Here is a 12,911-nt window from a genome sequence, read left to right as displayed (position 1 = left end):
ACCCCTCCCGGCCAACGCCCGCCCAGCGGCCCGCAGGCGTTCGCCGCCGGCCCGCCGAACCGCCCACCCACCGGGCCGACCGGCGGCGCGACGCAGGGTGCGGGTACGCCGTCCGGGTTCCGCGGGCTGGTCACGAACCGGAAGACGTCGATCCCGATCGCCATCGCGGCGGTCGTCGTCATCATCGCCGTGATCATCATCGTGGTGGTGGCCAGCGGCGGCAGCAGCTCGTCGGCCGAGCGCAGCGGCTCCACCGGCCCCACGTCCTCCGGCACCGGGTCGGCCAGCGGCGACACCAGCGGGTCGGCCTCGGCCTCCACCACTAGCGCGTCGACCACCACGCCGGGCTGGGACAAGTACTCGCAGTTCACCGACCTCGTGGGCGCGCACTCCGACGACACGGCCGGCGCCTACAAGGGCGCCACGTGCACGCTGACCGGGCCCGACTCGACCGTCAAAGGCATGGTCGACCAGATCAACTGCAAGAACCTCAGCGGCACCAAGATCGAGGTGAACGTCGGCCGCTTCGCCAGCGCCAGCGACGTCACGGCCTACGGCTCGGGCCTGGTCACCGACCACAAGTACACCAAGCAGTACTGGACGATCCAGCAGATGCGGCGCGGCCTGCTGTACAAGGCGCCGTCGTCGGCCGGGTTCGGCGACGTCACCAGCTCGGTCTGCTCGATCCCGACGTTCCTCGTGCAGTTCTACGCACCGTCGGGGTCGAACATCAGCAGCGAGACGATCTTCACGCAGTTCTGGAAGTCGGCGCCGTTCCCGAACAGCACGCCGTCGGTCTGCGCGAGCTGATCGGACTCAGCCGGTCGCGACCCGCTCGGCGTCGTGCAGCACGCGCAGCGCGTTGCCGTACGTGAGCGCGGCGAGCTCCGCCTCCGACCACGATCTCGAGAGCAGCTCGTCGACGAGCGCCGGGTAGCACGACACGTCGGTCATGCCGGCCGGCATCGGGTCGCAGCCGTCGAAGTCGCCGCCGATCCCCACGTGCTCGAGGCCCGCCACCTCGCGGACGTGCTCGACGTGGTCGGCGATCTGCGGCACCGTCGCCTCGGGCGCCGGCACCCGGCGGGCGTAACGCTCCGCGGCTGCCGTGTGTGCCGCCCAGTCCCGGCGGTCCTCGCCGCGCTCCGCCATCCCGGCCAGCACGGCCTCGTCCCACTCACGGACGTCGTCGGAGACGAACGCGGGCACGAACGTCACCATGCACACCCCGCCGTTGGTCGTGAGCGTGTCGAGCACGTCGTCGGGCACGTTGCGCACGTGATCGGTGACGGCCCGCGCCGACGAGTGGCTGAAGATCACCGGCGACAGCGAGCAGGCGAGCGCGTCGCGCATCGTCGTGGCGGCCACGTGCGAAAGGTCGACCAACATGCCCAGCCGGTTCATCTCGGTGACGACCTCGCGGCCGAAGGCCGACAACCCGCCGACCGCCGGCTCGTCGGTGGCCGAATCGGCCCACGGCACGTTGTCGTTGTGCGTGAGCGTCATGTACCGGACACCGAGCGCGTGCAGCGTGCGCAGCACGGCCAGCGAGCCGCCGATCGAGTGCCCGCCCTCGGCGCCCATCAGCGACGCCACGCGTCCCTCGGCGAGCGCCTGCTCGACGTCGCCGGACGTCAGGGCCAGCATCATGCGGTCGGGGTAGTGCGCGATCATGCGCAGGACGAAGTCGACCTGCTCGATCGTCGCCGCCACCGAGCCCTCGCCGAGTGCGCACGGCACGAACACCGACCAGAACTGCGCGCCGACGCCACCCTCGTCGAGGCGGACGAGGTCGGTGGCGAGGCGATCACCCCGTACGTCGAGCGGGTTGGCGGCCAGGTCGTATCCGAAGGCGTCGCGCATCGCCCACGGCAGGTCGTTGTGGCCGTCGAGGACGGGGTGCCGGGCGAGCAGCTCGCGCGCGGCTGCGCTCATACGGTCAGGGTCTCGCGCGGGGACAGGTGCACGAACTCGCTGCCGTGCTCGCCGCCCAGCCGCCCGACGTGGCCCTCGACCATCGCCAGGCCCGGCGGGATCAGCAACGCGTCGTGGATGCCGGTCACCTTCGGTGCGCGCACGCCCACCACGAAGTCAATGACCTCGGACGTCTTGGACCACGGTGCGTGCATGGGAGCCAACAGCACCGGCACGTCGACGGGCGGGACGATCAGCGAGTCACCGGGGTGGTAGACGGTGTCGGCCACGAACGCGGCCACGTTGGCGATGACCGGGATGGTCGGGTGGATGACCGCGTGCTGCCCGCCGAAGGTGCGTACGGGGAAGCCGGCGACCTCGTAGGACTGCCCGGTCTCGACCGTCTCGACCTGCTCGCCGAACTCGCCGAACATCTCGGCGACGGGCGCCGGTGCGTACAGCCGCAGCCGGGAGTCGGCCGACAACGCGGTGCGCAGCCGGTCGGGCTCCAGGTGGTCGATGTGCTCGTGGGTGACGAACACCGCGTCGGCGCCGTCGAGCGCCTCGTCGAGCTCGCTGAACGATCCCGGGTCCAGGACGAGCGTGCGGTCGCCGTCGTCGAGCCGGACGCAGGAGTGGGTGAACTTGGTGAGCTCCATCAGCCCTCGTCCTCGGGCCCGTCCGAGATGTGCATGGCGGCCTCCTCGGCCGTCGCTGCGTAACCGGCCCGTCCGACGTCGGTGGCGATCTCGTCGGCCTCCTCGTCGGCGTGCGCGCCCTCGTCCGGGGCCACCAGACGCCCGGCGCGGTCGTCCTCCCACGCGTTCTCGAGGTCCGCCTCGCTGACCTCGGGCTCCTCCTCGGCGAGCTTCTCGTCCAGGCTCTCGCCGTCGCGGTCCTCCTCGGCGGTCTCGCCGCGCCAGCTCTTGTTCGGGCGCTCCGGCGGGGTGTAGCCGGCCTCCAACGGGTCCTGGGTGTTGTCGCCGGTGAGGGTCTCGCTGGTCCCCTGGTCGGCGCTGAACTCGGTGCCGACGTACAGGTCGTCGGAATCGTTCTCGGTCACGTCGATCACCCTTCCCGGTTCCTACGGACGTGTCACGGGCAGGCTGCGGTTATGACGTCCGTCCTCTGGTTCCGACGCGACCTGCGTCTGCGCGACAACCCCGCCCTGCACGAAGCCGCCGGCGACGGCCCCGTGGTCGCCCTGTTCGTCCTCGACCCCGCCCTGCTGAAACCGGCCGGCGCCCCGCGCATCGCCTTCCTGTACCGCTCGCTGCGCGCCCTGGACGAGGACCTCCGCTCGCACGGTGGGCGGTTGATCGTCCGACGCGGCGACCCGGTGAACGTCGTGCCCAAGGTCGTCAAGGAGGCGAACGCGTCGGCGGTGCACGTCACGGGTGACTTCGGCCCGTACGGCAGCAAACGCGACGAGGCGGTCGAGAAGGCGCTGGGCGACGACGTCCGCTTCGTGCGCACCGGGTCGCCCTACGCCGTCACGCCGGGCCAGCTCGCGAAGAAGGACGGCGAGGTCTACAAGGTGTACACGCCCTACTACCGGGCCTGGAAGGACCGCGGTTGGCACTCTCCTGCCACGACCATCAGCGGCCGCGTCGACTGGCACACCGACGTGCGCAGCGACGACATCCCCAAGGACCCGGAGCTGCCCGCCACGCTGGAGCTTCCGGACGCGGGCGAGGACGCGGCTCGCAAAACGTGGAAGAAGTACCACGACAACGCGCTGAAGAACTACGGCGACGAGCGCGACCGGCCGGACCTCGACAGCACGTCGCACATGTCGATGTACCTGAAGTGGGGTGCGATCCACCCGCGCACCATCCTGGCCGACCTCGGGCCGGGCGACGACACCTACCGCGGCGAGATCGCCTGGCGCGACTTCTACGCGACCATCCTGGCGACCTGGCCGGAGTCGGCGCGGGAGTACTTCAACCCCGAGCTGGCCGGCATGGACTACGCCCGCGCCGACACCAAGGCGTTCGAGGCGTGGACGAAGGGTGAGACCGGCTTCCCGATCGTCGATGCCGGCATGCGCCAGCTGCTCGCGGTCGGGTGGATCCACAACCGGGTGCGCATGATCGTCGCGTCCTTCCTCGTGAAGGACCTGCACATCGAGTGGCAGCACGGCGCGCGGCACTTCATGAAGCACCTGGTCGACGGCGACCTGGCCTCCAACCAGCACGGCTGGCAGTGGGTGGCCGGGTCCGGCACCGATGCCGCGCCGTACTTCCGGATCTTCAACCCGATCACGCAGGGCCAGAAGTTCGACCCGAACGGCGACTACGTCCGACGGTGGATCCCGGAACTGCGCGAGGTCGAGGGCAAGCAGGCGCACACCCCCTGGGAGCTCGACGCCCCGCCGCCGAAGTACCCCGAGCCGATCGTCGACCACAAGAAGGAACGCCAGGTGGCCCTCGACCGCTACCAGGCGGCCCGCGCGCACAGCTCGTCGTGAGGCGGACGACGCTGGCCGGCATAGCCTGCCGACTGACGAGGCCGCACCTGTCGAACCTACGATGATCCCGCGGGACGGCTGATCCGTTCCGAGCGCCCGTCACCCTCTGATCGCGGTCGACGTTACGACCAGGCGCGATCCGACGGTGACGAGCGCCGACGTGAGGGCCCGCCCGGTCAGGACGGGGCGATGCCCCAGCGGCCGGACCACGTCTGACCGGGCTCGAGCAGTAGCAACCCGTCGCCGGAGTTGAACGCGTCGGGTGCGCACGACATGGGCTCGAACGCGACACCCGACTGTCCGGGCGCGACCTCGTCGACCGTGTAGACCTGCAGGAACCCGAACGCGTCGTCCAGCCACAGCGACGTGCTGAAGCCGTCGCCGCGCAGCCGGGCCACGGCTTGCGCCTCGGCCGGCGGGTCGACGTCCTCGAAGCGGACATCCGTGAACCCCTGGTCGAAGCGGCGGTCGCCGAGCCGGCTCCCAGCGCGGAAGTCCTCGTCGTCGCCGAGCGGTCGACGCCGCAGCGGGATCTGCTGGTCGTCGACCTCGAACGTCTCGCCCACCGGGACCGTCAGCACCACGTCGTCGAGCGGCGTCCCCCGCGTCGACAGGTAGGGGTGCGAGCCCATGCCGAACGGCGCATGGGTTCTCCCGTCGTTGCGACCCGACAGCTCCACCGACAGGCCGTCGGCGTCGAGGGCGTAGTGCACCTCGGCGTGGACCTCGAACGGGTAACCCTTCTGCGGCACGACGTCGAGCCCCAGCCGCACCCTGTCGGCGGCCTGCTCGAGCAACGACCAGCGCGCCCAGCGTCCGAGGCCGTGGATGGCGTTGCCCTTGTCGGGCTCGGTCAGGCCGAGCTGCTGGGACACCCCGTCGAGGGTGTACCGCCCGCCGCGGATGCGGTTGGGCCACGGGACGAGGGTGGTGCCGCACCCCTTGGGTGGCAGCTCGTCGTCGCCGTAGTGACAGGTGACGTCGTCGTCCCCGACCGTGTAGCGGCGCAGCCCGGCGCCGACCTCGGCGATCTCGGCACGGTGCTCACCCGAGGTGATCGTCCAGACCTGCCCGCACAGACTCATGCCGTGGACGGTAGCGGCTCGGGGTCCACCGGCACCTCGGCCTTGGCGTCGTAGCGCCAGAACGAGCGCACCGCGACGCCGGCGATCGCAACCACCACCATGCAGGCCACCCCACCGCCGACCCACGAGAACGTCGGCCCCGTGGCCGCTGCGGTGCCGCCGGCACGGAGGTCACCGAGACGCGGGCCACCGGCCACCACCGCGATGAACACACCCTGCATGCGGCCCCGCATCTCGTCGGGTGCGTAGGTCTGCAGGATGGTCTGGCGGTAGACGGCGCTGACGAGGTCGGCGGCGCCCGCCACGGCCAGCAGCAGCACGGCCAACCACAGACGGTGCGCAAGACCCGACAGGGCGACCGCGCCACCCCACCCGACGATGGCGATGGTCAGTGCGACACCCTGCCTGCGCACGCGGCCGATCCAGCCGCTGGACAGGCCGGCCACCACCGAGCCGATGGCGATCGCCGCGTACAGCGGGCCGACGTTGCCGCCGAAGCGCTGGTCGGCGACCTCGGGGAACAGCGCGCGCGGCATGGCGAGGACCATCGCGCAGATGTCGACGGCGAACGACATGACCAGCACCGGCCGGGTGGCGATGAAGGCGAGACCCTCGACGACGGAGCGCAGTCCGAGCTTCTGCCCGGTGCCGTCCGGAGGAATGGACGGCAGCTTCAGCGCCGAGTACAGCGCGGCCGTGAACAGCAGGCCGTCGATGGAGTAGGCGTACTCGAAGCCGTGCGGCAGCGCGACGAGCACGCCCGCGATCAGCGGCCCGACGACCTGGCCGATGTTGCCGACGGTGAAGTTCAACGTGTTCGCGGCCGGAACCAGATCCTCGTCGACGATGCGCGGGATGATCGCCCCGCGCGCCGAGGACGCCACCGCGAAGAACCCCGATTGCACGACGACCAGGCCCAGGATGATGCCGACGTTGTTCAGGCCGGCGAGCGTCTGCGCCAGCAGGGCCAGCGTCACCAGCCACGTGCCGATCGAGGACCAGAAGTACAGGACGCGACGGTCGATGGCGTCGGCGATGGCGCCGCCGTAGAGCCCGAACACGACGATCGGCACCAACCCGGCCAGGCCGACCAGGCCGACATAGAGCGACGAGTGCGAGATCGCGTAGACCTGCACGGGTACGGCGACCTGGGTGAGCATCGAGCCGATGAACGACGTGCCCTGACCGATGAGCAGGCGCTTGTACGCGGGGATGGCCAGCGGGCGGGTGTCGACGGCCTGCCGGCGCAGTAACCGGCCTAACGTCCGGGCCTGGTCCGGCGCCTCGGCGGGGTCGGGTGTCGGATCGATCAGCTCGTCCGGTCCTGGGCCCGCGCCGGCAGGGGTGCGTCCGTCCGTGCCGCTCACGGCTGCGCCCAGGTGGACCGGGTGGGGCTCGCTTCTCTGACACCGTGGCGCGAAATCGGGCCACGAGTTGACCACCGCGTCGGAGAAGCCGACAGATCCAGGTCGCGCCATTCGGCCCCGAGTTGTCCGCGGCCGAACGCGCCAGGACACGTGGCGGCGCGGACAACTCGCGATGATGGGACGGTCACGGGGCAAGCCGTTCGCGGACCCAGGCGTCGCCGTCGAGCCGGAAGCGGATCCGGTCGTGGACCCGACCCGGGCGGCCCTGCCAGAACTCGACCGCGTCCGGGACGAGCCGCAGGCCGCCCCAGAACGGCGGCGCCGGGATCGGGCCGTCGCCGAAGCGCTGCTCGACCTGCGCGACGCGGGCGTCCAGCGCATGACGGGACTCGACGACCTGCGACTGCGGTGAGGCCCACGCGCCGAGCTGGGACTCACGCGGGCGGGAGGCGAAGTAGGCCTCCGTCTCGGCCCGGGTCGCCCGCTCGACCGTGCCGCTGAGGCGGACCTGGCGCTCCTGCGTCGGCCAGAGGAGCACGGCCGCGGCGTACGGGTGCGCCGCCACGTCCCGGCCCTTCGCCGACTCGTAGTTGGTGTAGACGACGATCCCCCGCTCGTCGAGCCCCTTCACGAGCACGGTCCGGACCGCGGGCCGCCCGTCCGGGGTCACCGTCGCCCACTGCACCGCGTTCGCCTCGAGGACGTCGGGGTCGGCGACCGCCTCGTCGAACCACGACCGCAGTTGCGGGAACCACGAATCGGCGACGGCGTCGTCGTCGAGATGGCCCCGCGCGTAGCGACGCCGCAAACCGGCCGGATCAGTCATCGAGACAATCCTCGCACCTGACTCGCGACGCGCGGGCGGCGTGTGAGCAGAATGGGACGCACGCCGCGGCGCACCGACCGTGACGCGTGACCGCGCACGTTCATACGAGAGCGACTGGATCGGAGCACGTCCATGGCAGACGACTACAGCCCGGGACTGGAAGGCGTCATCGCCTTCGAGACCGAGATCGCCGAGCCCGACAAGGACGGCGGCGCGCTGCGCTACCGCGGCGTCGACATCGAGGACCTCGCCGGGCACGTCACCTTCGGCAACGTGTGGGCGTTGCTCGTCGACGGCAAGTTCGGGCCGGGCCTGCCGCCGGCCGAGCCGTTCCCGATCCCGGTGCACACCGGCGACGTCCGCGTCGACGTCCAGGCCGCACTCGCCATGCTGGCACCCGTCTGGGGCTACCGGCCGCTGCTGGACATCAGCGACGAGGAGGCCCGCGAGCAGCTGGCCCGCGCCGCCGTCATGGCCCTCTCCTACGCCGCACAGTCCGCCCGCGGCCTGTCGACGCCGGCCATCCCGCAGTCGCGCATCGACCAGAGCGAGACCATCGTCGAGCGCTTCATGGTGCGCTGGCGCGGCGAGCCGGACCCCCGCCACACCAAGGCGGTCGACGCCTACTTCTGCTCGGCGGCCGAGCACGGCATGAACGCCTCCACCTTCACCGCCCGCGTCATCGCCTCGACCGGCGCCGACGTCGCCGCCGCCATGTCCGGTGCCATCGGCGCCATGAGCGGCCCGCTGCACGGCGGCGCCCCGGCCCGCGTGCTGCCCATGATCCAGGAGGTCGAGAAGACCGGCGACGCCCGCAAGGTCGTCACCGACATCCTCGACCGCCACGACCGCCTCATGGGCTTCGGGCACCGCGTCTATCGCGCCGAGGATCCCCGCGCCCGCGTGCTGCGCCGCACCTGTCAGGAGCTCGACGCCCCGCGCTTCGAGGCCGCCAACGCCCTCGAGCAGGCGGCCCTGGCCGAGCTGCGCGAGCGCCGCCCCGACCGCCCGATCGAGACGAACGTCGAGTTCTGGGCCGCGGTCATCCTCGACTTCGCCGAGGTCCCGCCGCACATGATGCCGGCCATGTTCACCTGCGCCCGGACCGCCGGGTGGAGCGCCCACATCATGGAGCAGAAGAAGACCGGGCGTCTTGTCCGCCCGTCGGCCCGCTACATCGGCCCCGACCCGCGCAAGCCCCAGGACGTCGAGGGCTGGGACGACATCGCCCACGCCTAGTCCGCGACTGACCCGCCTCCCCGGGACTTTTCTGTTGTCAATTCCTCCCAGCGTCGGTGAGGGACTTGCTGTTGCCTGAGCGTTCCAGCGCAACCTCTCGGATTCTCCTGGTCTCGGGTAGTACGCGGGCGGGGTCGACGAACTCGGCGCTGGTGCGGACGGCGCTGGCCTGCGCGCCGGACGGGGTCGCCACCGTCCGGTACGGCATGACCGGGCTGCCCTACTTCAACCCCGACGACGACAGCGAGCCGCTGCCCCCGGCCGTGGTGTCGCTGCGCGCCGCGGTCGCCGCGTCCAGCGCGCTGCTGTTCTGCACGCCCGAGTACGCCGGCAGCATGCCCGGAGCCCTGAAGAACCTGCTCGAGTGGACGGTCGGCAGCACGGTCATGACCGACAAGCCGGTGGCCTGGGTCAACGCCGCCGCCGACCCGCGCCGCGGGCACGGCGCCAACGACCAGCTGGCCACCGTGCTCGGCTATGTACAGGCCCGGGTCGTGCCCGAGGCGTGCATCAGCGTGCCCGTGCACCACGAGCTGATCGGCGCCGACGGTCTGGTGGACGACGCCGACGCCCGAGCGGCGCTAGCGGGCGTGCTCGGGCACCTCGTCGACGCGGCGCGCTGAGCGGGACATCCCGAGGCACCAGCCGGACGAGGTCACGGCCGGCGAGCGCTTCCCCCGGAACGAGCGGTGACCGTGCAGGACGGCGTCCTCGCCGTCACCGCACCAGTGGACGAAGTCCTCGAGCCAGGGCTGCTGGATCAGCGCCACGCGCTGGTTCGCCTCGGACACAGAAGCGAAGAAAGTGCGCAGGGCGTTCATGCCGCACCGCCCCGCGGCCGGTCCAGCCGGCCCAGGTCGAAGCGGACGTCACGGGAGTCGGCCGTCGCACCCCGCAGGGCTGCGACTACGAGCGCCGCGAACATCAGGACGAGGATCAAGAAGGGAGTCATGGCACCAAGTCTGCGATCAGCGATATCCTGACGCGAGCGACTTGTTGTCAACGTTCGTCGATTTCCTGCCACAGCACCGGAGGAGCCGCCATGACGATCCGCAGCGTCGCCATCGTCGCAGTGCCGGGGGTCGCCCCGTTCGAGCTCGGTATCGCCTGGGAGGGCTTCGGCGTCGACCGCACCGACGAGGGCATCCCCCGGCAGGACTGCATCCTCGTGTCGGTGACGCCCGAGGTCGTCACCGGTGCCGGTTGGACGATCAGGACTCCGCACCGGCTGGAGGCTGCGGACACCGCCGACCTGGTCGTCATCCCCGCCTTCTACGACACCGAACCCGTCGACAACCCCGACTACGACGCCGAGCTCGAGCAGATCCGTGACCTGCTGCGCCGCACGGTGGCCCGCGGGGCCCGCGTCATGAGCTTCTGCTCCGGCGCGTTCCTGCTCGGGTCGGCCGGGCTGCTCGACGGGCGCGAGTGCACGACGCACTGGCGGCACACCGACGAGCTCGCCGCGCGCCACCCGCTGGCCCGCATCGACCGCGACGTCCTGTTCGTGTGCGACGGCCCGGTCCTGACGTCGGCCGGTACCGCGGCCGGGCTCGACCTGTGCCTGCACCTGATCCGCCAGGACCACGGCGAGGAGGTCGCCCGCAAGGTCGCCCGCCGCATGGTGATGCCGCCGCACCGCGACGGCGGCCAGGCCCAGTACGTCGAGGTGCCGATCCGCGCCCGTCCGGCCGACACCCTGGCGCCGCTGCTCGACGAGCTGCTCGACGAGCTGGCCGACGACCACAGCGTCGACTCGCTCGCTGCGCGCAGCGCCATGAGCCCGCGGACGTTCGCCCGCCGCTTCCACGACGAGACGGGCACGAGCCCGCATCTGTGGCTGACCCACCAGCGGGTCCTGCTGGCGCGGCGGATGCTCGAGTCCGGCACGGACTCCGTCGACGCCGTCGCCGACCGTTGCGGCTTCTCGACAGCCGCCATGCTGCGGCACCATTTCACCCGCATCGTCGGCACGTCCCCCACGTCCTACCGCCGGACGTTCCGGGTACCCGCCTGAGACACGACGACGTGGTGAGCGAAAGGACCTCCGCATGACGTTGTGGCGCAACTGGGCCGGCACGGTCGAGGCCGACGTCACGCCGGCGCGCCCGGCGACGGTCACCGAGCTGCAGGCCGTCGTCGCCGGGGCGGCCGCACGCGGGCAACGGGTCAAGGCCATCGGGGCCGGGCACTCGTTCACGGCGATCGGCGCCACCGACGGCGTGCAACTGCGCCTGGACCGGCTCAGCGGCATCGTGCACGCCGACCGTTCCTGCGGGCTCGTCACCGTGCTCGCCGGCACCCGCCTGCACGAGCTCAACGACGCGCTGTGGCAGCTCGGGCTGAGCCTCGCCAACCTCGGCGACATCGACGTGCAGACCATCAGCGGCGCCATCTCGACGGGCACCCACGGCACGGGCGCGAAGCTGGGTGGCCTGGCCACCCAGGTGCACGCGCTCGAGCTCGTCCTGGCCGACGGCTCGCTGCGCCGCTGCTCGGCCGCCGACGACCCGAACCTGTTCGCCGCGGCCTGCGTCGGGCTCGGCGCGCTGGGCGTCATCGCCACCGTCACCCTGCAGTGCGAGCCCGCGTTCGCGCTGGCGGCCGCGGAGGCGCCGTCGACGCTCGACACCGTGCTGGCCGACCTCGACGACGAGGTCACCGGCAACGACCACTTCGAGTTCTACTGGTTTCCGCACACCCGGCGGGTACTGACCAAACGGAACAACCGCGTCCTGCCCGGCACCGCCCTGCAGCCGCTGGGCCGGGCCCGCCACTGGCTCGACGACCGGTTCCTGTCCAACACCCTCTTCGAGGGCGTCAACCGGTTGACGACCCGCCGCCCGTCGCTGGTGCCGAGGGTGAACGAGATCGCGTCGCGTGCGCTGTCGGCGCGGGGGTACGTCGACCGCTCCTACCGCGTGTTCGCCTCACCGCGCACGGTGCGCTTCCGCGAGATGGAGTACGCCGTGCCGCGGGCCGCCGTACCGGAGTTGCTGGCCGGGATCGAGCAGTGGCTGCGCCGCAGCGGCGAGCTGATCGGTTTCCCCGTCGAGGTGCGCTTCGCCGCGGGCGACGACCTGTGGCTCTCCACGGCCAGCGGCCGTGACACCGGCTACGTCGCCGTGCACCAGTACCACCGCCGCGACCACGACGCATACTTCCGCGCCGTCGAGGACATCGCCCGCGCGTTCGACGGGCGACCGCACTGGGGCAAGCTGCACCACCGCGACGCGGCGTCGCTGGCCACGACCTATCCGCGGCTGAGCGACTTCGCGGCCCTGCGCGACACCCTCGACCCGCACCGCACCTTCGGCAACGACTACCTGGTGCAGGTCCTGGGCAGCTGAGCCTGCGGCTCAGTAGCGCGGGTGGGCACGGCACACGGCGAGCCCGAGCACGAGGCCGCGCTGCAGCGGCGTCGACGACCGCTCGAAACTGATGACATCCCCGGACAGCGACGGGTCGTCGTCCGGCCGCGCCGCGGCCCGGGCCGGGCCGGTGGTCCGCACGCGCCGGTCGATCCATCCCGTGCGGGTGGCGATGTGCTCTACGCGGGCGACCGGCAGGCCGGCGGGGTCGAGCGCCGACCACGACAGCCCCCGCTCGTCCGGCACGACGAGCAGCGGCGCGTCGTCCTCGGTGGTGACCGTCAGCCCGATCCCCAGCGGCATGCGACGGACCGGGGGCACGACGCCGAGCACGGCGTCGCCCGCGCTGACCGTCGCCGCCGCCGTCCGGGCGAAGGCGCACTTCTCGAGGTCGATCCGCAGCCAGGCCTGACCCGACGTGTCCAGCACGTCGTACACCGCCGGCAGGGCCGCCAGGCGCGCGCTGCCTGCGAGCATTCGGCGCGCGCGGTAACCCCCGGTGCCGGCGTGCTGACGCACCTCGCCGGCCGCCGCGGCGGGGGTCCCGCGGTCGAGGCGCCACCGGCGCAACCCCGCCCAACCCACGCTCGACGTGTCGACGAGCCGCACGACATCGCCCACGAGATGGTCCTGCACAGC

General features: G+C 71.8%; 14 protein-coding genes and 1 pseudogene. 6 read left to right on the top strand and 9 right to left on the bottom strand.

Translation table 11 applies throughout. The features are described 5' to 3' along the window. A pseudogene (locus ACFFCA_RS15420) lies at window positions 1-810 on the top strand (hypothetical protein); the annotation flags it as partial. Window positions 811-816: 6 nt separating this feature from the next. Here the strand turns inward: ACFFCA_RS15420 and ACFFCA_RS15415 are convergent. The 3 genes from ACFFCA_RS15415 to ACFFCA_RS15405 are packed head-to-tail and all read right to left on the bottom strand — an operon-like array spanning window position 817 to window position 2,977. Further along, window positions 817-1,935 (bottom strand): dipeptidase, encoded by a 1,119-nt coding sequence (locus ACFFCA_RS15415; protein WP_375486331.1) that lies wholly within the window; start codon window positions 1,933-1,935, stop codon window positions 817-819. Then, entirely contained in the window at window positions 1,932-2,573 is a 642-nt protein-coding gene (locus ACFFCA_RS15410; protein WP_375486329.1) for an MBL fold metallo-hydrolase, read from the bottom strand. Before ACFFCA_RS15410 ends, ACFFCA_RS15415 begins: the two co-directional genes overlap by 4 nt. After that, window positions 2,573-2,977 (bottom strand): DUF5709 domain-containing protein, encoded by a 405-nt coding sequence (locus ACFFCA_RS15405; protein WP_375486327.1) that lies wholly within the window; start codon window positions 2,975-2,977, stop codon window positions 2,573-2,575. Before ACFFCA_RS15405 ends, ACFFCA_RS15410 begins: the two co-directional genes overlap by 1 nt. A gap of 51 nt (window positions 2,978-3,028) precedes the next feature. On the opposite strand from ACFFCA_RS15405, the gene ACFFCA_RS15400 reads away from it, so the two are divergent. Beyond that, window positions 3,029-4,384, top strand: a complete 1,356-nt coding sequence (locus ACFFCA_RS15400; protein ID WP_375486325.1) for a cryptochrome/photolyase family protein — start codon at window positions 3,029-3,031, stop codon at window positions 4,382-4,384. 176 nt (window positions 4,385-4,560) lie between these two features. Here the strand turns inward: ACFFCA_RS15400 and ACFFCA_RS15395 are convergent, their stop codons facing one another. The 3 genes from ACFFCA_RS15395 to pdxH all read right to left on the bottom strand — a co-directional run bounded on the left by ACFFCA_RS15395 (window position 4,561) and on the right by pdxH (window position 7,662). Next, entirely contained in the window at window positions 4,561-5,469 is a 909-nt protein-coding gene (locus tag ACFFCA_RS15395) for an aldose 1-epimerase family protein (RefSeq protein WP_375486323.1), read from the bottom strand. Continuing rightward, window positions 5,466-6,719: an MFS transporter gene (locus ACFFCA_RS15390; protein WP_375486333.1), complete on the bottom strand. Its 1,254-nt coding sequence runs from the start codon at window positions 6,717-6,719 to the stop codon at window positions 5,466-5,468. Before ACFFCA_RS15390 ends, ACFFCA_RS15395 begins: the two co-directional genes overlap by 4 nt. Window positions 6,720-7,020: 301 nt before the next feature. After that, a complete protein-coding gene (gene pdxH, locus ACFFCA_RS15385) occupies window positions 7,021-7,662 on the bottom strand; it encodes a pyridoxamine 5'-phosphate oxidase (protein ID WP_375486321.1) in 642 nt (213 codons plus the stop codon). A gap of 132 nt (window positions 7,663-7,794) precedes the next feature. On the opposite strand from pdxH, the gene ACFFCA_RS15380 reads away from it, so the two are divergent. Further along, window positions 7,795-8,901 carry a citrate synthase 2 gene (locus ACFFCA_RS15380; RefSeq protein WP_375486319.1) on the top strand — a complete coding sequence of 369 codons (1,107 nt, stop codon included), beginning with the start codon at window positions 7,795-7,797 and terminating at the stop codon, window positions 8,899-8,901. Between the two features lie 71 nt (window positions 8,902-8,972). Then, the gene (locus ACFFCA_RS15375) at window positions 8,973-9,524 is read left to right on the top strand and encodes an NADPH-dependent FMN reductase (protein WP_375486317.1); all 552 of its coding nucleotides are present in this window, start codon (window positions 8,973-8,975) and stop codon (window positions 9,522-9,524) included. On the opposite strand, the gene ACFFCA_RS15370 is transcribed toward ACFFCA_RS15375, so the two are convergent. Next, complete coding sequence (locus ACFFCA_RS15370; protein WP_375486315.1) at window positions 9,483-9,722, bottom strand: hypothetical protein; 240 nt, start codon at window positions 9,720-9,722, stop codon at window positions 9,483-9,485. The genes ACFFCA_RS15375 and ACFFCA_RS15370 overlap by 42 nt on opposite strands. Continuing rightward, the gene (locus tag ACFFCA_RS15365) at window positions 9,719-9,853 is read right to left on the bottom strand and encodes a hypothetical protein (RefSeq protein WP_375486313.1); all 135 of its coding nucleotides are present in this window, start codon (window positions 9,851-9,853) and stop codon (window positions 9,719-9,721) included. The genes ACFFCA_RS15370 and ACFFCA_RS15365 overlap by 4 nt, the downstream gene beginning before the upstream one ends. Before the next feature lie 90 nt (window positions 9,854-9,943). On the opposite strand from ACFFCA_RS15365, the gene ACFFCA_RS15360 reads away from it, so the two are divergent. Further along, window positions 9,944-10,918: a GlxA family transcriptional regulator gene (locus tag ACFFCA_RS15360; protein WP_375486311.1), complete on the top strand. Its 975-nt coding sequence runs from the start codon at window positions 9,944-9,946 to the stop codon at window positions 10,916-10,918. 34 nt (window positions 10,919-10,952) lie between these two features. Then, the gene (locus ACFFCA_RS15355) at window positions 10,953-12,251 is read left to right on the top strand and encodes a D-arabinono-1,4-lactone oxidase (protein ID WP_375486309.1); all 1,299 of its coding nucleotides are present in this window, start codon (window positions 10,953-10,955) and stop codon (window positions 12,249-12,251) included. 9 nt (window positions 12,252-12,260) lie between these two features. Here ACFFCA_RS15355 and ACFFCA_RS15350 read toward each other — a convergent pair whose 3' ends face one another. Continuing rightward, window positions 12,261-12,908, bottom strand: coding sequence for a hypothetical protein (locus ACFFCA_RS15350; RefSeq protein WP_375486307.1), 648 nt, complete (start codon window positions 12,906-12,908; stop codon window positions 12,261-12,263). Window positions 12,909-12,911 lie beyond the last annotated feature (3 nt).

It is taken from the genome of uncultured Jatrophihabitans sp. (assembly GCF_964252635.1).
In the GTDB taxonomy this organism is placed as follows: domain Bacteria; phylum Actinomycetota; class Actinomycetes; order Mycobacteriales; family Jatrophihabitantaceae; genus Jatrophihabitans.
Note: the sequence above shows the minus strand (reverse complement) of the source record. Positions and strands in the feature narration are given on the sequence as shown.